The following is a 21911-nucleotide window of genomic DNA, read 5'->3' as shown; positions in this document are numbered from 1 at the left end:
TTTTTCACTCCAAATCAATGACAAGCGTATAACGTACGCCAATAAAAACTTTGTTCGCTTTTTCCCGATGGAATATATTCAAGACCGATCGTCCCTTTATATCCACATTTCTCTAAATGCCGAAAAATATATTCATAGCGAATTTCTCCCGTTCCCGGCTCGTGCCGTCCTGGAACGTCAGCAATTTGTACATGTGCAATCCATTCAAAATACGTTTCAAATGTCGCCGCTAAGTTTCCTTGAATTCGCTGCATATGATAAAAATCGTATTGAAGTTTGATGTTTGCCATCCCAATTTCTTTAATCATCGAAACGGCTTCATGAATATTCGTCAAAAAATAATTCGGCATATCAAACGGATTGATCGGTTCAATTAAAAGCGTTAACGAATGGTTCGCCATTTCTTTTGCCGCATCATAAAGATGGCGCATGTACGTTTCTTTCGCCTTTTGCCTGTCTAAATCGGCTGGAAGCACTCCCGCCATACAATGGATATACGGAACGTTCAACTCGGTCGCATACCGAATTCCTTCTTCCACGGAACGCTGAAACTCGGCCGTCCGATCTGGGAAAATCGCGATCCCTCTGTCCCCTTTTTCCCAATTGCCTGGAGGCAAATTGATTAATACGAGAGACAATTGGTGCTGATGAAGCTCATCACGAATTCGTTCGACAGGATATTGGTATGGAAACTGGCATTCCACGAACGAAAAGCCGCACTCTCTCACCTTTTGAAACCGCTCTAGAAACGGCACTTCTGTAAAAATTGTCGATACGTTAACGGCAAATCGATTCATTCTTTCTTTCCTCCTTTCCAATTATTGCTTACAATTCTCGCTCGAAGTGCTATATTCCTGCTTATTTGAACAAACGTTTTATCCATTGAAGCACCTTCTGGAGATTCGGATAACGAACCATACGGTCGTTGGGTTGAGGATGCTTTTATAATGAAAAAGGACTATTCCCCTGACATGCAGGGAAAACAGTCCTTTTTGTATAAAGCTCGATCAATCTTCATCACTGGAAAAAAAGCGCAAAATGTAAATAAACAAGTTAATAAAATCAAGATAAATGTTTACGACAACCATTGGAATGTCAGCTTCCGTAAAACCATGACGGGCGAGGCGATTCATATCATAAATCGTAAAACCGAGAAAAATAAGAATTCCTAATGCAGAAATACCCATTTGCCCAACGCTTGAAAATGGAATGAACCATTGAATAATAAGAAGCCCCAGCAATGCAAACGCACCTAATGTTAAAAAGCCGCCAAGAAATGAAAAGTCTTCTTTCGTTTTCACCGCATAAATCGCCACACCGGAAAATGAAATAACCGCCAGCGCAAACGCCTTGAGCACAGCTTCAGCGCCAATAATGGCAACATAGTGTCCAATGAGCGGATACAGCGTAGCGCCAGATACGAGCATAAAGCTGTACATAAGCGGATAGCCGACCGCTTTTTTGCTGCGGGCAAACACCATGACCATTAATAAAATGATCTCAAGTATTGTAAGCGGCAAATACATCCCTATTGGAATCCATTGACCGATGTAAAGACCCCCTGTTGCTACTGCCAATGCTAAAAAAAATGTGGTTGTCAGTTTAGCAATGGGACTAGATGAATACGTTGTTGAATAATTCAATTATACATTCCCCCTTTTTCTACTTAGTTTATCATATTTGACCGTGAGCAACCATTAGTTAAAACGGCATTTTTGTACGAAAAATACAAAAGGTTTGAAACTATGTTCATTCGTATACGCGGTGGATTTTTCTGTTTGCGTTCAAACGGATTGGCAGTCTTTACGCAAACCGATTCGCATAGACCAGTTCTGTTACGGACCGTTGGGATAGTTCATTGCGCGTTTTATGTTTTTTGCAGGAATTGGAAATAGCGAGAAAACAAAAGACCCGCCTAAGCGGGCCTTTTGTTACTCCGCAAATAAATCGGATGATAAATAACGCTCTCCCGAATCCGGTGCTATACAAAGGACACGAGCCCCTTTTGGAAGCTGTTTGGCCACCTCAACCGCATAATACGCACTCGCAGCGGCGGAAGCGCCGACGAGAATGCCTTCTTCTGCAGCAAGACGGCGTGCCATCATTTGTGCATCTTCATCTTTAATTAGGAAAATATCATCATAAATATTGCGGTTTAAAATTTTCGGAATAAAACCCGGACCTGTACCTGGGATTTTGTGCGGCCCTGGCTTTCCTCCAGATAATACAGGAGAGCCATATGGTTCTACTACGTAAATTCGTAAGTGAGGAATTTGTTTTTTTAGTTCTTCTCCTGTCCCTGTCACCGTTCCGCCAGTACCAGCTGTTAACACAAATGCATCAAGTTTGCCGCCAAACGCTTCAAAAATTTCCCGTGCCGTGCTATTGCGATGCGCATCTGGATTCGCCGGATTTTCAAACTGCATCGGGATGAAGCTGTCCGGGATTTGCGCGGCAAGCTGGTTCGCTTTATCAATCGCTCCTTGCATCCGTTTTTCCGCCGGCGTTAAATATACTTCCGCCCCGTACGCTTTTAAAATTTTTACCCGCTCTACCGTCGCATTATCCGGCATCGTGATAATGCAACGGTAGCCGCGGGCCGCACAAACCATCGCCAAACCGATTCCGGTATTGCCTGAAGTCGGTTCGATAATGGTGCTTTTCCCCGGCACAATCTTTCCTTCTTGCTCCGCGCGCCGAATCATTTCAAACGCTGCCCGATCTTTTACGCTTCCCCCGGGGTTAAACGATTCTAGTTTCATATACACATCCGCGCCATTTGGATCAGGAATTCGGTTTAATTTGACAATCGGCGTGTTGCCGATTAAGTCTAAAATAGAGTTGTATAGCTTCATCGTAAATCCCCAACCTTTATTAAAAATTATTCTTATATGATTATAGGGCTTTTTTCATTTCCTTTCAATGATGGCTACTCAGTGTATATCGGAAGCTGAATTACCACTTCCATTCCTTTCCCTTCTTCGCTGAAAAACGATATCGTGCCATTATGAAGGGAAATAATTTGTTTGACAATCGCCAAACCTAATCCCGTACCGCCTTCTTTTCTTGTTCGTGCTTGATCAACGCGGTAAAATCGTTGTCCAAGAAGCGGCAGCTTTTCTTTTGGAACTCCTTTTCCTGAATCACGAATGATCAGTTGACAACTCGCATCGCTAACTTTTTTCAGTCGTATATGGATCTTTCCCTCGGCTGGGGTATAACGAACAGCATTATCTAAAAGGTTTTGCACCACTTGTTCCAGCCGGTCGGCATCTCCTTCCAAAATAATATCGTGATCTAATTCCATATTAAGTGTAATTTGTTTTTTTTGTAAAAACGGTTCGTATTTTGCGACCGTATCTTCGATCACTTGCGCAAATACAAGCGGTGTTTTTTGCAGCGGTACATTATTTCCTTCTAATCGCGCCAAATCAAGCAAGTCACGAACAAGCCGCTCCATCCGGTCTGCTTCACGGTGAATGAGTTGAACATATTTTCTTTCCTCTTCTTCTGTCTTCACCAGCCCTTGTAATATCGCTTCGCTATATCCTTTCACATAGCTTAACGGCGTCCGCAATTCGTGAGAAACATTCGCTAAAAATTCGCGTTTTCGCATATCTTCTTCAGCAATTGCTTTTGCCATCACATTAAACGCTTTGGCAAGCCTGCCAACTTCGTCGTTCGCCCGAACCGGAATTTGCGCCCGATAATCTCCTTGCGACATATGATATGCTACTTTTTCCATTTCTTTTAACGGATCTGTGATATGACGAGCCATTCGCTTTCCGGCAAGAAGAAGGACAAACACAAATAAGGTGGCAAGAGGAAGCCAAATGACAGCGACATCTTTTGTCAATTCTTTAATGCTCGCGAGCGGAATATAAAGATAAAGCGCTCCTTGTAACCGATGCTCATCTAAAAGCGGTACAATCACCCCCATAATTTTGCGGTGAAATCGCTTTTCATAACCGATTTTCGTGACCGTATCACCGCGCAATAATTTGGATCGATCATCGCCGTTAATTAATGATTCATATTCAACTCCAAACGGCAAACAAGCACTTAATTCGCGAGGATTATTAACTAAAAGTACTTCCGCCGTTGATTTTTCATTATACCATTCGACTTGTTTGCGGAACGCATCGGTAATCGGACCGCCCTTATAATCAGCTGTTAGCAGTTTTCCTTCTTCCATTAACGTCTGCTCTACTTTATCGACATACAATTTTTGATAAAAATAATTTAACAAAAAATAAGAAAATGAAACCGTCAAAAGAACTCCAATGCTAATCATTAACCAAATTTTTTGCCCTAACGTCATCGACTTTGGCTGCATTCACGACACCTCAAATTTATATCCGATTCCCCAAACGGTTTGAATAAAATTGCTCGCTTTTTTTAATTTCATGCGCAATGTTTTAATATGTGTATCCACTGTTCTTGCATTTCCTGTATAATCATATCCCCATACTTGGGCAAGCAAGTCTTCCCGGCTAAACACTTGTCCGTGATGTTTAGCCAAAAATAAAAGCAAATCAAATTCTTTTAACGTAAGCACCACCGACTCACCATCCACCGTTACTTTTCTCCCTCTTTCATCAATCACGAGCGGCCCGAACGACAGATCTTCGTTCTTTTGTTTGTTATGGTATGCACGGCGCATAATCGCTTCGATGCGGGCAATAAGCTCACCGGGACTAAACGGTTTCACAATATAATCATCACCGCCAAGCTTCAATCCTTTTACTTTATCCCATTCATCTCCCCTTGCCGTTAAAAATAAAATAGGAACATCGGATTGTTCGCGAATGCGGGCGCATAACGTAAATCCATCCATTTTTGGCATCATTACATCAATTAAAATCACATCCACCTTATTGTTTTTAAGAATTTGTAACGCCTTTTCTCCATTCTCCGCCTCTAAATAAGAAAAGTTAGCATTTTCCAAATACATCCCGACTAAAAATCGCATATCTTCTTCATCATCCACGATTAAGACCGTTTTCTTTTCCACCGTCATTCCCCTTTCGAATGAGTAATTGAAATGGACCTTTCCCTGTTTTCCATCGAGCGATTATCTTCATCGTACGCTGGTCAACGACATAAATTTCATCGCTATCATAGCTGGCAATATATAACCGTTCGTTCGCTGCAATCATGGTGAAAGGATTTGCTCCTACCGTTACAGATGCTTGCAAATTTTCGGAATCATTCCATTTTCGTACCGTATTAGAGCCATGACTTAATGCAAATATTCCTTCGTTTGTTTCCACAAAACCAACCGGCATTGTCGGCGCCTTCATCACTTTTATTAACGCTCCCGTTTTTATCGAATAAATACGGATGTTTGTTTCCACTGTACTGCCGCTTCCATGCCCGCCGATCCACAATTCCTGCTGTCGCTCGCGAAGCAAGCCGCCAAACGCAAATTTTGGAACGGAAAACTTACGAATGATGCGCCGTTTGCCGACATCGATGACATACGCTTTTGCATTGTGAAAATCAATCACGTATATGGTTGTACTTGCTTTATTTTGTAATAAAGTCAGCGGTTTATCCCCTACTTCGATTTTTGCTTTTTCTTTTCCATTTTCATCAAATACCCGAAGCGCTTTTTGCCGTTCGTCTGCCAAAAAAACTGTATTCCCTTTATTAGACACAAGCGCACCGACAATTCCTTTTCCCGTTTTCCATTCTCTTTTCGCCTCTCCGGTCCTCATATCATATAAATAAACACGATCTAGTTCATTACCGTACAATAACAACGTTCTGTCGTCCCGAAGCAATACGGCGCCTTTTATCGGTTTCTGCAAGTTCCATTCTGCGACCTTCCTTCCTGTTTGAAGATCAAAAAAGGTCACACTTTCATCGTTCACATTTACGCTTATTAGCACTTCGAGGCGTTTTGGAACAGCCGGAAACGTTTCTCGTTCACATCCATGAATGAAAAACATTCCTAACACCGCTAGCAATACACATATCGCTCTCATTGCCGCCCTCCATTTGTCCTTTTGTTGATAAGTTGATTATAAACAAATATGTTGAAAAATTTGTGAAAAATTGTCCACATTTATTCATCAAATAAAGCATCTTGCTTACAAAATTGCAAAAGAACGTGCAGAAACAAACATGAATATCGGTGAGTTTGTTTACAATACAAATCTTGGACGAAGATTAGTCGTGAAGTATGCACTTCAGTCAACATTGTCAATGGAAGAATTGCGCCCTCTCATCGACGAAATCAATCTTTTGTTTGATCAATTTTTGTTTTATGCCGTTACAAAATATGCTGAGTTGAAAGAAGCAGAATTGCGGGAGAAAAATTTATTTATCACCCAATCCCATAAGGACCGCTTAACACTGCTTGGACAAATGTCATCGAGCTTCGTACACGAATTTCGTAATCCACTTACTGCCATTATGGGGTTTATCCAATTATTAAAATTCGAACATCCAGATTTACCATATCTCGGTATTATTGATCATGAACTTCAGCAATTAAAATTCCGCATTTCGCAATTTCTTCATGCATCAAGAAAAGAAATCATAGAAAGCGAAAAAGAAACCTTTTCGCTTTTGCGTCTATTCGAGGAAATTATTGAATTTTTATATGCAAGTATTGTCGATGGTGACGTAGAAGTATCCATGGACATCGACAAATCGATACATATCTTTGCCTATAAAGATCAGCTTCGCCAAGTATTCATCAACATTTTGTTAAATTCCATTGAAGCGGTGAAAGAAAAAGACAAGCCCCGCTGCATTTATATCGACGCTTTCCGTCAGAACGAGTCCGTTTATATTAAAATCACTAACAAATGATAACGATGATAGATGTTTTGCGCATTCCTTCTCACCGTCCATTAAGAATATGTAACACGCATAGTGTGCCCCCCTTTAATGGAAATTACCCATATTATTACAGTAAAAAAGAGGAGTAAACCTTTGCATCTATCTGATTATGAAACTTTATTAACATATACAATCTTTTAAATTTTATTAAAATAGAATAAAAAATTATTTTAATAAAAGTATTTTATTTGATCTTTTGTATAAAATAACAGTGAAAACCTTGTTAAAAATTTGGAATTATCTATTTATATATAATTTTATTGACATATAAATATTTTGTAAATTAAAATTAACACTGTATTAACAAAGTCATTATATTAGCAAGGAGGAAATATAATGAGTGCATTACCGGAAACACAGACGCTGCAAAGTCAGCGCACAAAAATGAAGCATCCTCCCGGGCTTTATTTATTATTCTTTACAGAGCTTTGGGAACGATTTAGCTATTATGGAATGAGAGCGATCCTTGTTCTTTATTTAACAACAGAACTTGTCAGCGGCGGATTAGGAATAAAACCAAGCGTCGCAATGACGATTTATGGATTCTTTACTGGCGCTGTTTATTTCACCCCGCTCGTTGGCGGTTATTTGTCTGACCGAGTTTTAGGCAGAAGATTGGCGATTACGATTGGCGGTATTACGATGGCGCTCGGTAACATCGTACTGTTTGCCATTAATAACCAAACAGGACTATATATCGGCCTAATTTTATTGATTATCGGTAATGGCTTCTTTAAACCAAATATTTCAACACTTGTCGGGGAACTTTATGCTCCAAACGATAAACGGAAAGACGCAGCATTCACCATTTTCTATATGGGAATTAACTTGGGAGCATTATTTGCGCCACTTGTATGCGGATATTTAGCGGAAAAATATTTCGCAACGAACATCAATGGCGTCATCCATTACGGATTTAAATACGGATTTTTAGCTGCTGCGATCGGTATGATTATTGGACAATTAATTTTCAATATATTTGGAAATCGTTATTTAGGAGATATCGGTAAAAAACCTGCCGGTGCACCAGCGAAAACAAACAAAGCAACAGAACCAAAAACAAAAGCTCCTTTAACAAAACAAGAAAAACAAAACGTTGCCGTGATTTTTATTTTAACATGCTTTGTTATTTTCTTCTGGGCTGGTTTTGAACAAGCTGGAAGCTCGTTAACGTTATATACCGATAAATTCGTTGATAAGTCGATTGGCGGCTGGACGATGCCTACTTCTTGGTTCCAATCACTAAACCCATTCTTTATTATCGTGTTGGCACCAATTGTTTCGCAAATCTGGATCAAGCTTTCGAATTCAAAACGTGGTGACTTGCCAATTCCGGCAAAAATGGGTCTTGGCATGATTTTGCTTGGTCTTGGATTTGCTGTATTAATTCCGGCTGTACTACAAACAGGAAGCGACGAACATCATGTTGTTGAAAAAGCGAATTTGTTGTTCATTATTTTCACTTACTTCCTTCACACGCTCGGTGAACTTTGCTTATCACCGGTTGGATTGTCCATGGTAAGTAAACTTGCTCCTGTTCGATTAGCATCGCTTCTCATGGGTGTATGGCTAGCGGGAACTGGTGTCGCGCAATTGTTGGCTGGCCAATTAGCTGCGTTTACGCAGTCGTTAGGCTATTTAGAAATTTTCAGCTTAATTAGCGGTGTAACCATCGGACTAGGGCTTATTTTGCTATTATTGACGAAAAAACTTGTGCGAATGATGAACTAAAAAGCTGGATCCCTTTTTGGGACCAGCTTTTTTTCATAATTTTTTTCTGTTGGCTCACCCTATAACTAGTGAGGTGACACATTGATGAATAAACAAACTCTTTTCGCTATCACTGCTGGAGTTGCTATTCTTTTTATTATGATTGCAGCAATTGCAACGACATATCGTCCGACAGTCCACCATGAAGAAACGAATCAGTTAAGACCGAAACCAGCCCCTTATGTGGCAACAACGCCCCGTTCCCATCCGACTGTCGTTACATTGAATAGTCTAGCAATGGGCGAAAAAATCAAAAACAAGTTAAACAGCCACCCGAAAATAATAAAAATCGATCATAACGGCCGCGACAAAAGCCATTATTTTAACCATGAAATTACGGTTCGGTTTCGAAAACTTCCTGCAGCACAAGAGGTCAAACGAATAGAACGAGCAATCGATGGGAAATTGATCAATCAGTTTGGCCGCTTTTTTATCTTTCGTTCTAACAGCAAAACATATCATGAATTACATGATTATTTTGAATCCATCCCGACTGTTTCCTACAGTGAACCAAACTATATTTATTTACAAAACGAAATTCCAAATGATTTATTATATTCACGTTATCAATGGAATTTGCCAGCAATCGACACTGAGGCAGGCTGGCGATTGTCTCGAGGAAAGAAAAGCGTCACCATTGCCATTATTGATAGCGGCGTTGATTTAGATCATCCCGATCTCGTTCATCGCCTGCAAAAAGGATATAACGTTCTCGCGGATAATAACGTTCCGGAAGATGATAATGGTCACGGTACGCATGTAGCCGGCATTATCGCCTCACAGCCAAACAACCGCGAAGGTGTTGCTGGAATAACTTGGTTTAACCCCATTATGCCGATAAAAGCATTAAATTCCGAAGGATACGGCACAAGTTTTGACGTGGCAAAAGCCATTCACTGGGCAGTTGACCACGGTGCAAAAGTCATCAACTTAAGTCTTGGGAATTATCAGCCGTCCACTGTATTAGAAGAGGCCATCCGTTATGCATATGATCGCGATGTCGTACTCATTGCCGCTTCTGGAAATGATAGCACGGCACAGCCTAGCTTTCCAGCTGCATACCCTGAAGTTATTAGCGTTGGCGCTGTTAATCCTGATCTTTCTTTCGCTCACTATTCTAATTACGGAACTTATTTAGATGTGGTAGCGCCAGGAACAAATATTGCCAGCACTTTTTCACAGCATCGATACGCGGCGCTTTCTGGAACATCCATGGCTGCACCGCACGTAACTGCATTAGCTGGCCTCATTCGTTCATTAAATCCACATCTTACAAACGATGATGTAAAACAAATCATTATCAAGACAGCTACCGATCTTGGCGAAAACGGCAAAGATCCGTATTATGGATATGGTTTAATCAATGTATATCGAGCGCTAGAGCTGGCAAACCATTGGCGTTAGCGATACGGGGGGAGATTACATAACATGGTGTCTCCATCCCCTTGTCTGTGTTAACATTGTTGTCACGATGCCTACAACTGTTACTACAATAAGCGAGTAAAGAAACGAAGTGGAGTCAATGACAAAACTCCCAACCGTAATAATAAGCGCATCCATTATAAAAATAATAATCCCGACATTCCAATTTGTCATTTTCGCAATAAATTGTGCTAATAAATCCGTGCCTCCTGTGCTCGTCTCTTCGCGCAGCATGATGCCGATTCCGATGCCGACCAACCCCCCGCCAATGACGGAACTGATCATGGGATCAAGGATAATGATGCCGCGCAGCATGGAAAATATATCAATCATCAATGAGGAAAACAGTAAACCATGAAGGCTATTATAAAAAAACGGGCGATACTGAACCTCTGCACGACTAAAGTCGGCAGGTTCTTGTGTACTAAAGAGCTTCGTCTATACCTTCGTATAGACACTCACTCTCATTCCACAAGACTTTCATGGGCAAACACCTCAATGGTGCTTAGCGCCCTGTGCGCCCGGTTCAAGACGCTTTTCATCATTTAAATTCCCATACTGCTTAATAATTTATTACCACTATTTTTTAAACGTTCTACTTCTTTATCATGCAGTCGCTTAAATCTTTCCCATGTCGCAAAACATTTTTCTCTATCGATTTCTTTTAAGTGATCTTTCGCATTCATGATGAGGAACGCACTATATAAATCTCGTTGAATTTTACAGCCATTCATATCGTTCCATCGTTCGGATAACCTCTTTTTTACATATTCACCCGTGATATGATTATATTGGCTGGCTTTCGCAGAGAATGTATCTATTTTTTTGAGCGTTTTTCCGTCATACCGTAATTTTCTGTCTAATATGGCTAAAAACATGCTTGGAGCTTTATTCGCTATACTTTTACCAAATCGTTTCTTTCTATTATACCTTCCTGTTTTCTCATTCATCGTTGTTTCTTTCGCTCTTGCTTGCAATGCTTTATAATTCATTGTTTCCACTTTAATATCATTGCCTAACGATAATATCCAATTTGCCAGCTTATTATGATCTTGCTTGCGTTTTTCCGCTAACTTCCTTTGCAGTTCCGCTAATTGATTTTTTGTTTTGATATAATTTTTGCTCCACACCCACTTTTCTTTGTTTCCTCGCTGGATGGTTCCATCTTCGTTGTACTTATTTGGATTATTTGCTCTCCGCTGCCGGTCTAGTTTTCGCTGCAGCCGCCTTTTTTCCGGATGGATGTCATCCACACTTGGAGCGAGTTCCAACAATTTTACTTCGTTCGGAGCGCAAATGGCGATCGTTTGCGTGCCAATGTCAATGCCGACCACTCCTTCACCACGGGGATGCTTGGCTTTGCCGGTTTGCCGATTGATTTTTTGCGGCGGAACCCCTTCCAAAATGAGTTGGGCATAATACTTTACTTTCCCCCGAATCCGTTTACGTACAATGCGGCAATACTTGATTCGGTCTTGCAAGGCGAGATGGGCATACACATCATTTGGTTGGATGATGACAGGGATCATCAGCCCATTCCAATGGATGGCATGGCTTTTGAAGCGAATCCCTGCGGAATTCGATTTTCCCTCTAACGAACCCATTTCGCCGAACCGTTTAAAATACACCCGTTTGGCAGCGCCAAACAAGAACCTTTCTACCGCTTTCCACGCTCTGGTGGCGATTTTTTGCGCCGTATGCGCGTCCATGTGTTTGCGGAAGTGGCGCTGCATTGGCTGAACGAAAGCATGCATCGCATATTCGGAGAGTCCGTACTCGGTTCGCAGGTCGGAAAGTTGGCGATTTTTTTCTTTGGAGGGCTTCTGTTGAGCAAGGTCTTGATAGCGGGAATCATGTTGGAGTTTTTTGTACCGCTTCAAACATTCCTCTAAACAGGCGTTATACAAACAGCGGCCGATTTCAAACCGCTTTTCGAGGATATGTTTTTGCCATGATTCTGTCTGGAGCCGCAACGTCAATACATAGCTTGGTGTTTTCGCTCCCGCCAATGCAACCCACCTCCTTTACACATGTTTTTGATTTTCAATGTATTTCCTAACGGTTTCTTCTGAAACACATCCAACTGTACAGCAAAAATAGCCGCGAGTCCAAAGGGAAGGCAGTCGACTTTTCAAGGGCGGATATTTTTCACGAAAAATACGACTGCTTCGACCTTTCAATTTCTGGATTAACGCATGAATATGAATTCTTGGATCATAAGGAAATAAACCAATGAACATGGTCAGGCATGATTTCTAACGATTGGATTTCAACATCCTTTTCTTTCACCACTTGATAAAAAATTTTTCTTAAATCTTTTTCCATCTCACCGACTAACACTTTTCGTCTGTATTTTGGGTAGAAAATCACATGATATGGATGAAGATAAACCATTCCTTCTTTATGTAATATTGATCATAGAGATTTAATAAATCACCCCTATCTAATATCATGATAACCAAACATTAGATAGGTTACAATTATAATAATAAAGAATATTCTAATAATTTTACTGTAGATGAGCATTTTTCATTACAATAATTTCCATGGTTAGAGAGACAAACAGGGTACCCCTTACGCGATACGGAGCTGTTTTTTGATCACATCAATGGGAATATCTTGCTTTGCAGCGTCATAAATGAACTCGACGACGCTGTGGTCTTTCCGCGACCGAAGAAGCTCCAGCCCGGTGGAGAGGTTTTGGCGGGATTCGGCGATGCTGTACACGCAGGAGAGCAGCACCACCGCCCAATACCGTTTCACCGCCCGAATGTGGCGAACGCGGTATCCATCCAGCTTCAGTTGATCTTTCGCCTGCCGGAAAAAGCACTCGATCGTCCAACGCTGAGCATAGTAACGCAAGATGTCTTCGTCCCCGAGTTCCCGGTCGGTGCTCAAGATGCAATGAAGATGTTCCGGCGCCATCGGCTGATCCGCCTTCCAAGCCAGCAGCACCACCGCGTCATCGAGGCCATGGATGGCCCCCTCATAGCGATACACGCGATAACGCTCCTGCCCCACCGTGACGAGGCGGGTGTCTTTGGACTCGATATAGCGGGCAAACTGCTTGGCTTGGATGGCGATGCCTTTCGGGTAGAGAATCCGGTTCGTCTTGAGCATCGCGATGACATGGAATCCCTGTTTCAGACAGGCTTCGATGAGCTTCTTAGACGGATACCACGAATCCATGAGCACATACACCGGCTGAGCCCGCTTCACCTTGAGCGAGGAAAGCATCTCGATCGCCAGGTCGATCTTGCTTTTTCCCGCTTTCTTGTCATACAGGCGGAACGCAAATGGGAACGCCTGCGTGAAGGTGTGCACCATCAGCCAAACGAGCGAATGCCCCCAGACCGATTGATGATCTTTATGCGAGTAGTGCCAGTCGCACCCTTGAATGGCGTGCACAGCCCGTGACGAAGGCTTTGTTTTTTGGCAAATCGTATCATCAATCGAAACAAAAAGGGGTTGATTCTTCCGTTTGGCCAGTCGTTCGACCTGGGAAAGGATCCACTCTTGAAGCTTCCCAAGCAGCCTTTCCTCGTTCCAAGGGCTTTTCGTGAAAAAGTGACTGAGCGTCGTTCGATGATTCGGATGAAAGCTCCAGTAATGAATATCAGTCAATGTTCCCGAGAATCCCTTGGTGGTCAAGGCATCGACAATATGAATGAGATGCTTGATGACCGGTTTGGAAAGCTGCAGCGTCAACCCCAGCGTGAAGAAAAACTTGTGGATTCCTTGGTGATGTGCTAATCTATTCATGAGACATGAACCTCCTTGTGGATAGTTGGTGGTACATCTATTCTAACCAAGGAATCGGGTTCATGTCTCCTTTTTTGTTTAGTTGTCAATTTATGTCAGTGAATTTGCTCATCTACAGAATTTTATTATTCAGCCACTTCATCCCGATGACTAAAGTCACGGGCTTTCGTAGCAGTTATTCTTGTAACAATTTCAAAGACTTGTCTCTTATTTCTAAGTGTGAGTAAAATGTTTGTGGGAGAAATTCTTAGAATTCCCCGATGAGGGGGTTGGGAACGTAGGTTCGCAATCCCCCTCATCGGGGCCACCAAGCGAAGCGCGGTAGGATCCCAAGCAGGAAACATGAAAAAAGGACTCTCTCCCTGGTAAGATGATCATTGCCACACCATCAAACAGGAGGAGAGAGTCCCATGAATATTCAACAACATCTTACCACAAATTCGTTGACATGGAAAGAGATCGAACTTGATTTGTTTCGAGCCCTGCAAAACGCCTTCGCTGAGCTGTTTACGGCTCTGTTGGAGGACATCGACCGACAATTGGCGGAAACCCGGGACAAGCGCCGGTACCACTTGAAAGACAAACGACGCACCACGATTCAAACCCTGTTTGGCGAAGTCACCTTTGAGCGAAACTACTATTTAGACCGGGAACAAAACCGTTACACGTTTTTGCTTGATTCCTTTTTAGCGTTTGATGGATCGCAGTCAATCAGCCCTTGTCTAGAAGAAACGGCGGTGGGATTGGCGGTGGAGTGCTCTTCCTATCGCAAAGCGGCTCGTACGCTTGCTCAGATGGTCGGGTATCCGGTGATGAGCCATGAGGCGATCCGCCAGTTGGTGCTCGAGGCCGAAGTTCCGCTGCACTGCCCGGTTGACCAGCGATATGGACGGGTGCTGTTTGTGGAGGCCGATGGACTGTTTGTCTCTCGCCAAGGGAAGGGAAAACGGGCCAAGGAAGACAAAATCCTGACCGTTCACGAAGGGTGGAAGCGCAACGGCTCACGGATCGAATTTGTCAATCAGCGCCATTACGTCCATGAGGGCAAGAGGGAGGTGTGGGAAGGCTTCGAGGAATTTTTGATGAACGAATATGCCTATGATCCGTGTCGGGATCTTCTTGTCATCAACGGGGACGGCGCTCCATGGATTACCGCGTGCCGGGAGTATTTCAAGGGACGGGTCTGCTTCCAATTGGATCGATTCCACGTGGCGCGTGAGTTGCGCCAATGCCTCTCGGGCCATCCACGGTGGCAGGCGATTCGGCAAAAGCTGGCGAAGCAGGATGAAGAGGGGTTGCTTGTGGAACGGAACAGCGCCCTCGGCACGCTGGGGGACGAAGCGAAAGAACAACAGCTGGCTGCCTTGATCCACCGGATCGAATCGATGCCGGGATGCATCCGTGATTACCGGGAATGGCTGAAGGAGCAAGGAGTGGACACAACGGGCATGTATCCGATGGGGAGGGCTGAAAGCGTGATGAGCCAGTTGGCGTATCGGGTGAAATACCGCCGCAGTTGGACAGACAAGGGACTCAGGGCGTTTTTCAAGGCAATGATTGCCCGGATGGATGGGATTCGTCTTTTCGGACGTCGTTTAGGAGAAGAATCGTCGCAGCCGGCGGAGGAAACGGCGTCGACGGCATCCACCAAACAGACGATCGTGAACAAGGCGAAACAACGCGTCCGCCGTCTTCTTCCGGAGGTAACGCGGAATAACGTGCCATATTTACAGCAATCGTCCGGGACACCGATCTATCATGCCCTGTCTGAACTCAAGGGATGGTAAAAAAAGGTATACATATCGGTCTGTCATGGCAAGGGATGAGAGTCCGAAAGCGCTTACGGATGAAATTCAAAAAAATGGTTCGCTGACCTATGACTTACATCTGTTTTCAGCGAATCAAAAAAGTTCCCACAAAGTCTTGACTGACTCTATTTCTAATTTTCTATTGCTATAATTACAACAATAGATTAGAATAAAGGTATATTAATATAATTGAATATGCCGCTCATTCAACCATTGAAGTAGAGGTCGCAGCTTTTATGAGTACGGTAAACGAGACGCAGAGCACGTCAACGACTTTACCGGAAAGGAAAAGCTGCCGAAGTCTGGGCATTTCTCTGGGTGCTCAGGCTGGGGTTGTCACCGAATAGGGGCAACACTGTCATACCCGCATGAATTTGCGGGTATGGAGCGCTATCTTCATGGGAGAGTTGATGTATGCAGTTATCTCAACACTGCCGTCGAATCTCCTTCGACGGCTTTTTTTATTATATGGATGTCACAGAACATCCTATTAATAAAAATTAATAATTTTCAGATTTTTATCATAATATTTGTAAATAATAAGGGAGTGGTTCATTAATGAAAACAGCAACAAAAACAATGGTTGCTCCTTCTTCAGCTTCCCTTTCTGAGAGCGGATTGCGGCGAAAACTAAAAACACGCCATTTAACGATGATTTCCCTCGGAGGAACAATCGGTACAGGTTTATTTTTGGCAAGCGGCGGAGCAGTGCATACGGCAGGACCCGGTGGAGCACTTGCGGCATATATAGCCATTGGCATTATGGTGTACTTTTTAATGACAAGCCTTGCGGAAATGGCGGCATACATGCCTGTTTCTGGATCTTTTAGCACATATGCAACGAAATTCGTTGATCCTGCATTAGGGTTTGCATTAGGATGGAATTATTGGTACAACTGGGCGATTACGATCGCCGCGGAACTATCTGCGGTCACGATGATTATGAAATTTTGGTTTCCACATAGCCCATCGATTTTATGGAGCGCGCTTTGCTTAAGCATTATGTTTCTTTTAAATTACTTATCGGTGAAAGGGTTCGGAGAAGCGGAATATTGGTTTTCCCTCATTAAAGTGGCAACTGTCATCGTGTTTTTAATTGTCAGCTTCCTGATGATTTTCGGAATCATGGGCGGTGAAGCGATTGGCTTTAAAAACTTTACCATTGGAGATGCCCCGTTTCACGGCGGCTTTATGGCCATGTTAGGAATCTTTATGGCGGCGGGATTTTCCTTTCAGGGAACGGAATTGTTAGGGGTCGCTGCTGGAGAAACAGAAGATCCGGAACACAGCATTCCCCGCGCCATTCGCCGGGTGTTTTGGCGCATTTTGTTATTCTATGTATTAGCTATTTTGGCAATCGGCTTGTTAATTCCTTATACAGACGAAAGACTTGCCAACGGCGATGTTACAGTTAGCCCGTTTACACTCGTATTCGATAAAGCTGGAATTGCCTTTGCCGCTTCGGTAATGAACGCCGTCATTTTAACTGCTGTCTTATCGGCAGGCAACTCCGGCATGTACGCGTCTACCCGCATGCTTTGGGATTTAGCCCGTGAAGGGAAAGCGCCAAAATTTTTAGCGAAACTGGATAAACGCGGAGTTCCAGTGAATGCGCTTATTGTCACTTCATTAATAGGAACGCTTGCCTTTTTAGCTTCTTTCTTTGGCGACGGTGTTGTTTATACATGGTTATTGAACGCTTCCGGAATGTCAGGGTTTATTGCATGGATCGGTATCGCGATCAGCCATTATCGATTCCGTAAAGCGTACATTGCTCAAGGAAAAAGTCTAGATGATTTACCGTATAAAGCGAAATGGTTCCCGTTCGGTCCTATTTTTGCATTTATTGTTTGCGCGATTGTTATTTTAGGACAAAACTATCCGGCTTTTATTGGCGGAACGATCGACTGGTATGGGGTTCTTGTTTCGTATATTGGCCTGCCGCTCTTTATTATCGTCTGGCTCGGGTATAAGTTTGTGAAAAAAACAAAAATCGTTCCGTTGCATGAATGCGATTTGGAACAAAAATAAGGACTTGGTATGTATTACCAAGTCCTTATTTTTGTACTTTTTGCTCTTCATCATCGATAATTCCTTTTGTCGCATTTTTAAATTCACGCAACGTTTTTCCAGCCGCTTGTCCTAATTCCGGCAATTTTTTTGGGCCAAAAATTAATAGCGCGAAAAAAACGATAAGGGCAATTTCTCCAAACCCGATGTTCATACGATTCACTCCATATGCTTATTCAATTCTTTTATTATTATACCATACCTAAACCGCAAGCGCCATTCGAATACGATTATTGTTCTTGCAGAAGACGAACGGGTACTTCCATTTCTTCCTCTGGGCGATTTTTTTTATAAATACGCGCCATTTCCCGTTCTTCATCCACGTGTTGAATCATTACCTGCTGCCCTTCGTATGTGACTGGCACGATTTTTCCCGATTTTGCGATTTGCTTTGCACGTATGACTTCCATTACCAATTTTCCTTCCCTTCTTCGTCCGCTTTGGCGCTATCTTCCGCTAATGAATGTAGACTTTTCCAAAACAATTCGTCATTACATACAAGGTGCACAATTTGTTCAAGTTCTCCTTCGTCCCCTTTCGCGTTGATTATTTCTAATAACTGGGTCATATCGGTCGTTTCGCGTTCTACCATCAAATTATCACACCTTTCCAAAAATTGATATACTATTGACCCCTCAAAAGAGAAGAAGTATCATTCGAATTGGTATAGATAAGAAGGGAGGAAGATACAATGAGCGAACGCGATTATTACTTTGACAATGCAAAATGCGCACTGATGCTTCTCGTCGTGTTCGGTCATTTTCTCCGCCCGTATATCGATAGTGTACTATGGGTGCATAGCTTATATATTTGGATTTTCTTTTTCCACATGCCGGCGTTTATTTTTATCTCAGGTTATTTTGCTAAAAAATTTCATGAACAAGGATATTTAAAAAAGATAACAAAAAAATTATTGCTTCCCTACCTTATTTTTCAACTGTTGTATTCGGTTTACTATTACTTTTTATATCAAAAAGATTCCATTGAATTCGATTTGCTCACTCCCCAATGGAGTCTATGGTTTTTAATTAGCTTATTTAGTTGGAATTTGTTATTATGGATCTTTGCCAAAATCCCAAAACACGTTTCACTATTGCTTGCCCTTCTCTTAGGAGTAGGAGCGGGCATGATCGAAGCAGAGAAATGGCTAAGTATATCGCGTACGTTTACGTTTTTCCCATTCTTTTTATTAGGATTTTTCCTTCAAAAAAAGAATATTGAACGATTATTTACATGGCGCGTACGTTTATTTTCACTATTTGCACTAGTCGGGATGTTTATCATGATTCATTTCGGATTTCCTGATTTGCCGCAAGAATGGCTATACGGTTCCAAATCATACGATACGCTCGGCGTACCAGAGGAAAAAGGAGTTTTCGTGCGCCTGGTTATTTATGGCGCAAGCACTCTGATGATGGTCAGTTTTCTCTCGCTTATTCCAAACCATCGTTTTTCTTTCTCGGTGTTAGGCGCAAGAACATTTTATATTTATATTTTGCACGGGTTTATTTTAAAATACTTGCATGAAACAAAACTTCCAGATTTTATTATGAGCATTCACGGTTACCCGCTATTACTAGGATTGTCCGTCATCGTTGTGCTTGTTCTTGGAAGCAAACCGATTGTACGCATTATGCGCCCACTTTTGGAATGGCGATTCCCAAAAAAGAAACAGGCTGTTTCTTAAATGGCAAAAAAGAAGGTGCCCCGACATTCGTGGCACCTTTATTTGTTGTTGAACACCGCTTGAACGAGCTGCTTCGTTGCCATAAATGGAGATGCAGCCGAAGCAATCGCGCTAATGACGGAAACACCGTCCGCTCCGGCGTTCATCACTTCACCGGCATTTTCCGCGGTAATGCCTCCAATGGCCACAAGCGGAATATCGACTCCTTGACCACGAAGAAAGCGAATAATCTCAGGGCCTTGCGCTTTCTTCGCATCCTCTTTCGATTTCGTTGGATAAATTGGTCCAACTCCGATATAATCGGCGCCAGCAGCGATCGCCGCTTGCGCTTCTTTCAAATTATGTGCCGACACTCCAAGAATTTTATCGCCGATTTTTTCGCGGACGATGCGCGCATCTTCATCATCCTGTCCGATATGCACCCCATCGGCATCAAGAGCTAACGCTAGTTCGACATCGTCATTGACGATAAACGGTATGCCGCGCTTTTTGCAAATATTTTGCAGCTGTCTGGCGAACTCGTATTTTTGTTCACCGACAAGCGCACCGCTCCCTTTTTCGCGAAATTGAAACAGCGTAATTCCGCCATCAATCGCTTCTGTTAATACTTCTAATGGCTGTTTTTTACAATTTGTACTTCCCATAATAAAATATACTTTCAATCGTTCTCTCATTGCTTCGCTTGCAATTCGGGCCACTTTCCACTCACCTACCGCGCTTGTTTCTCCCGGTACGCCCAATGATTGGTCGGGCCGTGACCGTGGCCGATGCCTAATTCATGACTAATGGCGGCTTGAATAAACGATTTCGCTGTCTGCACTGCTTCTTGCACTGTTTTTCCTTTTGCGAGTTCTGCCGTTATCGCCGCGGCAAACGTGCATCCTGTTCCATGCGTATGTTTTGTATCGATTCGCTTGCTTGTGAAATAGAAAAATTCACTTCCGTCATATAATACATCGACCGTTTCTTCTCCATCATCGTCATGTCCGCCTTTGATCACAACGTATTTCACTCCTAGTTCATGCAGACGTTTCGCCGCCTCCTTACGGTCCTCAATCGTTCGAATCGTCTGGCCGGTTAATGCTTCCGCTTCCGGAATGTTCGGAGTAACCACCATCGAAATCGGAAGCAAATGCGTTTTTAATGCGCTTACTGCCTCTTCTTGCAATAGCGGAGCGCCGCCTTTGGCAATCATGACCGGGTCGACGATGAGACGGTCCCAACCAAATTGCTTTACTTTCGAAGCAACCACTTCAATAATTTCTGCACTAAACAGCATCCCCGTTTTTACCGCATCCGCTCCTAAATCGGTTCCGACGGATTCAATTTGTTGTGCGACCGCTTCCGGCGGCAATGGATACACTCCTTGGACACCGAGTGTATTTTGCGCCGTTACCGCTGTTAATGCGGACATCCCAAATACACGCAATTCTTGAAACGTCTTTAAATCCGCTTGAATCCCAGCACCGCCGCCGCTGTCAGAACCGGCTATTGTTAACGCTTTATATACCATTATTTCCTCTCCCTTCATTCTCCTTGTTCAATGCGGCCGTATCGGCTGATCTCATCCGCTCCTACGCGGAAAAGCGCGTCCAAAAAGGCGATTTGAAAGCTGCCCGGTCCTTCGTCTCCTGCATTTTTCGCAGCGATTTCCGCGGCAACTCCATAGATGACAAGCGCCGCCGCCGCCGCTTTTAGCACATCCCGCTCTACAGCCGCAAATGCGCCAATAACAGATGTCAATAAGCAGCCAGTTCCGGTCACTTTCGTTAACAACGGGTGTCCGTTACGAATGATATACGTCGTATTTCCATCTGTTACAACATCCTCTTTTCCTGTAATGGCGACTACTGTTTTCAGCTGCTCAGCCGCTTTTTTCGCAAGCGATACGACATCCCCGCTGCCTTCTCCCGCATCAACGCCTTTAATGGTCCACGATTCGCCGATAGTATTCGCGATTTCCGCCGCATTGCCGCGAATGACAGACAGTTGGACCGCGCTCGCAATGTTTCGCGCCGTCTCCGTGCGATACGGCGTCGCCCCGGCGCCAACCGGATCGAAAATAACAGGAACGCCAGCTTCGTTTGCCGCTTTTCCGGCAATGATCATCGCTTCCACTTCTGTTGGATTTAATGTTCCGATATTTAAGACAAGCGCCCCCGCAATTTTTGCCATATCCGCAACTTCCTCTTTCGCATACGCCATGACCGGTGAAGCACCTAACGCAAGCAGTCCGTTTGCCGTAAAATTCGTTACAACAACATTCGTAATGTTATGTACAAGCGGATTGGCTTGTCTAACCATTTGCAATGCGTTTATCGCTTCCTGGTTGTTCATTTCCCATCCTCTCCCTTTTTGCGAAATAAAAAAACACTTTGCGCGCAAGCAAAGTGTATACGGATCCCACAGTCACTTTCCCTGCGCTGGCATTACCCAAACAGGTTCGAACGGTCAACGGCGGAATTAGCCGTACTCTCAGCCTGCTTCCGCAAGCTCCCGCAAAACAATATATAGTTTTTCACAAAAGAGTCTACTCCTTC

The 21911-nt window shown here is 43.3% G+C and carries 21 protein-coding genes, 2 pseudogenes and 2 riboswitches; of the genes and pseudogenes, 6 read left to right on the top strand and 17 right to left on the bottom strand.

Going from position 1 to position 21911, the window contains the following annotated elements:
* Positions 1-14: 14 nt before the first annotated feature.
* From FNL97_RS07800 to FNL97_RS07775, 6 genes are all read right to left on the bottom strand, one after another.
* Positions 15-797, bottom strand: coding sequence for a hydroxypyruvate isomerase family protein (locus FNL97_RS07800; protein WP_143415368.1), 783 nt, complete (start codon positions 795-797; stop codon positions 15-17).
* Positions 798-1007: 210 nt separating this feature from the next.
* Positions 1008-1643, bottom strand: coding sequence for a Bax inhibitor-1/YccA family protein (locus FNL97_RS07795; protein ID WP_143415366.1), 636 nt, complete (start codon positions 1641-1643; stop codon positions 1008-1010).
* Positions 1644-1931: 288 nt separating this feature from the next.
* On the bottom strand, positions 1932-2855 hold the full coding sequence (cysK, locus tag FNL97_RS07790) for a cysteine synthase A (protein WP_143415364.1): 924 nt from the start codon (positions 2853-2855) through the stop codon (positions 1932-1934).
* 74 nt (positions 2856-2929) lie between these two features.
* Positions 2930-4336, bottom strand: a complete 1407-nt coding sequence (locus FNL97_RS07785; protein ID WP_143415363.1) for a sensor histidine kinase — start codon at positions 4334-4336, stop codon at positions 2930-2932.
* A complete protein-coding gene (locus FNL97_RS07780) occupies positions 4337-5014 on the bottom strand; it encodes a response regulator transcription factor (protein ID WP_205729489.1) in 678 nt (225 codons plus the stop codon).
* The gene (locus tag FNL97_RS07775) at positions 4983-5990 is read right to left on the bottom strand and encodes a YncE family protein (protein ID WP_143415359.1); all 1008 of its coding nucleotides are present in this window, start codon (positions 5988-5990) and stop codon (positions 4983-4985) included. The genes FNL97_RS07780 and FNL97_RS07775 overlap by 32 nt, the downstream gene beginning before the upstream one ends.
* Before the next feature lie 91 nt (positions 5991-6081).
* Here FNL97_RS07775 and FNL97_RS07770 point away from each other — a divergent pair.
* The 3 genes and pseudogenes from FNL97_RS07770 to FNL97_RS07760 form a co-directional block, all read left to right on the top strand.
* Positions 6082-6816 (top strand): annotated as a pseudogene (locus FNL97_RS07770) (histidine kinase N-terminal domain-containing protein); the annotation flags it as partial.
* A 372-nt stretch (positions 6817-7188) separates the two neighbouring features.
* Entirely contained in the window at positions 7189-8583 is a 1395-nt protein-coding gene (locus tag FNL97_RS07765) for a peptide MFS transporter (RefSeq protein WP_143415357.1), read from the top strand.
* An 84-nt stretch (positions 8584-8667) separates the two neighbouring features.
* Positions 8668-10026, top strand: a complete 1359-nt coding sequence (locus FNL97_RS07760; RefSeq protein ID WP_143415355.1) for a S8 family peptidase — start codon at positions 8668-8670, stop codon at positions 10024-10026.
* A 15-nt stretch (positions 10027-10041) separates the two neighbouring features.
* Here FNL97_RS07760 and FNL97_RS07755 read toward each other — a convergent pair.
* From FNL97_RS07755 to FNL97_RS07740, 5 genes and pseudogenes are all read right to left on the bottom strand, one after another.
* A pseudogene (locus FNL97_RS07755) lies at positions 10042-10434 on the bottom strand (YitT family protein); the annotation flags it as partial.
* Between the two features lie 155 nt (positions 10435-10589).
* Positions 10590-12053, bottom strand: coding sequence for an RNA-guided endonuclease TnpB family protein (locus tag FNL97_RS07750; RefSeq protein WP_012749498.1), 1464 nt, complete (start codon positions 12051-12053; stop codon positions 10590-10592).
* Positions 12054-12068: 15 nt separating this feature from the next.
* Positions 12069-12284, bottom strand: coding sequence for an IS200/IS605 family transposase (gene tnpA / locus FNL97_RS18710; protein ID WP_205729486.1), 216 nt, complete (start codon positions 12282-12284; stop codon positions 12069-12071).
* The gene (gene tnpA, locus FNL97_RS18355; RefSeq protein WP_233252989.1) at positions 12259-12438 is read right to left on the bottom strand and encodes an IS200/IS605 family transposase; all 180 of its coding nucleotides are present in this window, start codon (positions 12436-12438) and stop codon (positions 12259-12261) included. Before tnpA (FNL97_RS18355) ends, tnpA (FNL97_RS18710) begins: the two co-directional genes overlap by 26 nt.
* A 180-nt stretch (positions 12439-12618) precedes the next feature.
* Complete coding sequence (locus tag FNL97_RS07740) at positions 12619-13806, bottom strand: IS701 family transposase (RefSeq protein ID WP_047817716.1); 1188 nt, start codon at positions 13804-13806, stop codon at positions 12619-12621.
* Positions 13807-14216: 410 nt separating this feature from the next.
* Here FNL97_RS07740 and FNL97_RS07730 point away from each other — a divergent pair, with 410 nt between their 5' ends.
* Positions 14217-15593: an ISLre2-like element ISGsp4 family transposase gene (locus FNL97_RS07730; RefSeq protein ID WP_143415351.1), complete on the top strand. Its 1377-nt coding sequence runs from the start codon at positions 14217-14219 to the stop codon at positions 15591-15593.
* A 232-nt stretch (positions 15594-15825) separates the two neighbouring features.
* Positions 15826-16015, top strand: a riboswitch (Lysine riboswitch).
* A 157-nt stretch (positions 16016-16172) separates the two neighbouring features.
* A complete protein-coding gene (locus FNL97_RS07725; RefSeq protein ID WP_143415349.1) occupies positions 16173-17645 on the top strand; it encodes an amino acid permease in 1473 nt (490 codons plus the stop codon).
* Between the two features lie 25 nt (positions 17646-17670).
* Here the strand turns inward: FNL97_RS07725 and tatAY are convergent, their stop codons facing one another.
* The 3 genes from tatAY to FNL97_RS07710 form a co-directional block, all read right to left on the bottom strand.
* Positions 17671-17838, bottom strand: a complete 168-nt coding sequence (gene tatAY, locus FNL97_RS07720) for a sec-independent protein translocase protein TatAY (RefSeq protein WP_015864102.1) — start codon at positions 17836-17838, stop codon at positions 17671-17673.
* A 76-nt stretch (positions 17839-17914) separates the two neighbouring features.
* Positions 17915-18094 (bottom strand): H-type small acid-soluble spore protein, encoded by a 180-nt coding sequence (locus FNL97_RS07715; RefSeq protein WP_015864103.1) that lies wholly within the window; start codon positions 18092-18094, stop codon positions 17915-17917.
* Positions 18094-18276: a hypothetical protein gene (locus FNL97_RS07710; protein ID WP_081188854.1), complete on the bottom strand. Its 183-nt coding sequence runs from the start codon at positions 18274-18276 to the stop codon at positions 18094-18096. The genes FNL97_RS07715 and FNL97_RS07710 overlap by 1 nt, the downstream gene beginning before the upstream one ends.
* Positions 18277-18375: 99 nt before the next feature.
* Between FNL97_RS07710 and FNL97_RS07705 the strand changes: the two genes are divergently transcribed.
* The gene (locus tag FNL97_RS07705) at positions 18376-19371 is read left to right on the top strand and encodes an acyltransferase family protein (RefSeq protein ID WP_015864105.1); all 996 of its coding nucleotides are present in this window, start codon (positions 18376-18378) and stop codon (positions 19369-19371) included.
* A 38-nt stretch (positions 19372-19409) separates the two neighbouring features.
* Here FNL97_RS07705 and thiE read toward each other — a convergent pair whose 3' ends face one another.
* From thiE to thiM, 3 genes are read right to left on the bottom strand one after another with little or no spacing between them, the layout of a single operon-like run.
* Complete coding sequence (gene thiE, locus FNL97_RS07700; RefSeq protein WP_143415347.1) at positions 19410-20069, bottom strand: thiamine phosphate synthase; 660 nt, start codon at positions 20067-20069, stop codon at positions 19410-19412.
* A gap of 11 nt (positions 20070-20080) precedes the next feature.
* Positions 20081-20884, bottom strand: coding sequence for a bifunctional hydroxymethylpyrimidine kinase/phosphomethylpyrimidine kinase (thiD, locus tag FNL97_RS07695; protein ID WP_143415345.1), 804 nt, complete (start codon positions 20882-20884; stop codon positions 20081-20083).
* Between the two features lie 14 nt (positions 20885-20898).
* The gene (thiM, locus tag FNL97_RS07690) at positions 20899-21708 is read right to left on the bottom strand and encodes a hydroxyethylthiazole kinase (protein WP_143415343.1); all 810 of its coding nucleotides are present in this window, start codon (positions 21706-21708) and stop codon (positions 20899-20901) included.
* Between the two features lie 61 nt (positions 21709-21769).
* Positions 21770-21881: riboswitch (TPP riboswitch) on the bottom strand.
* Positions 21882-21911: the final 30 nt, after the last annotated feature.

This window comes from Geobacillus sp. E263, assembly GCF_007197795.1.
GTDB lineage: Bacteria > Bacillota > Bacilli > Bacillales > Anoxybacillaceae > Parageobacillus_B > Parageobacillus_B toebii.
The sequence above is the reverse complement of the archived record's forward strand: the minus strand, read 5'-3'. Positions and strand labels throughout refer to the sequence as shown.

Coding starts and splice junctions, on each gene's coding strand:
- FNL97_RS07730 (WP_143415351.1), top strand. CDS start 14,217: ATGAATATTCAACAACATCTTACCACAAATTCGTTGACATGGAAAGAG.
- FNL97_RS07765 (WP_143415357.1), top strand. CDS start 7,189: ATGAGTGCATTACCGGAAACACAGACGCTGCAAAGTCAGCGCACAAAA.
- FNL97_RS07725 (WP_143415349.1), top strand. CDS start 16,173: ATGAAAACAGCAACAAAAACAATGGTTGCTCCTTCTTCAGCTTCCCTT.
- FNL97_RS07760 (WP_143415355.1), top strand. CDS start 8,668: ATGAATAAACAAACTCTTTTCGCTATCACTGCTGGAGTTGCTATTCTT.
- thiM (WP_143415343.1), bottom strand. CDS start 21,708: ATGAACAACCAGGAAGCGATAAACGCATTGCAAATGGTTAGACAAGCC.
- FNL97_RS07715 (WP_015864103.1), bottom strand. CDS start 18,094: ATGGAAGTCATACGTGCAAAGCAAATCGCAAAATCGGGAAAAATCGTG.
- FNL97_RS07800 (WP_143415368.1), bottom strand. CDS start 797: ATGAATCGATTTGCCGTTAACGTATCGACAATTTTTACAGAAGTGCCG.
- FNL97_RS07705 (WP_015864105.1), top strand. CDS start 18,376: ATGAGCGAACGCGATTATTACTTTGACAATGCAAAATGCGCACTGATG.
- cysK (WP_143415364.1), bottom strand. CDS start 2,855: ATGAAGCTATACAACTCTATTTTAGACTTAATCGGCAACACGCCGATT.
- tnpA (WP_205729486.1), bottom strand. CDS start 12,284: ATGTTCATTGGTTTATTTCCTTATGATCCAAGAATTCATATTCATGCG.
- thiD (WP_143415345.1), bottom strand. CDS start 20,884: ATGGTATATAAAGCGTTAACAATAGCCGGTTCTGACAGCGGCGGCGGT.
- tatAY (WP_015864102.1), bottom strand. CDS start 17,838: ATGAACATCGGGTTTGGAGAAATTGCCCTTATCGTTTTTTTCGCGCTA.
- tnpA (WP_233252989.1), bottom strand. CDS start 12,438: ATGGTTTATCTTCATCCATATCATGTGATTTTCTACCCAAAATACAGA.
- FNL97_RS07785 (WP_143415363.1), bottom strand. CDS start 4,336: ATGCAGCCAAAGTCGATGACGTTAGGGCAAAAAATTTGGTTAATGATT.
- FNL97_RS07740 (WP_047817716.1), bottom strand. CDS start 13,806: ATGAATAGATTAGCACATCACCAAGGAATCCACAAGTTTTTCTTCACG.
- FNL97_RS07775 (WP_143415359.1), bottom strand. CDS start 5,990: ATGAGAGCGATATGTGTATTGCTAGCGGTGTTAGGAATGTTTTTCATT.
- FNL97_RS07710 (WP_081188854.1), bottom strand. CDS start 18,276: ATGGTAGAACGCGAAACGACCGATATGACCCAGTTATTAGAAATAATC.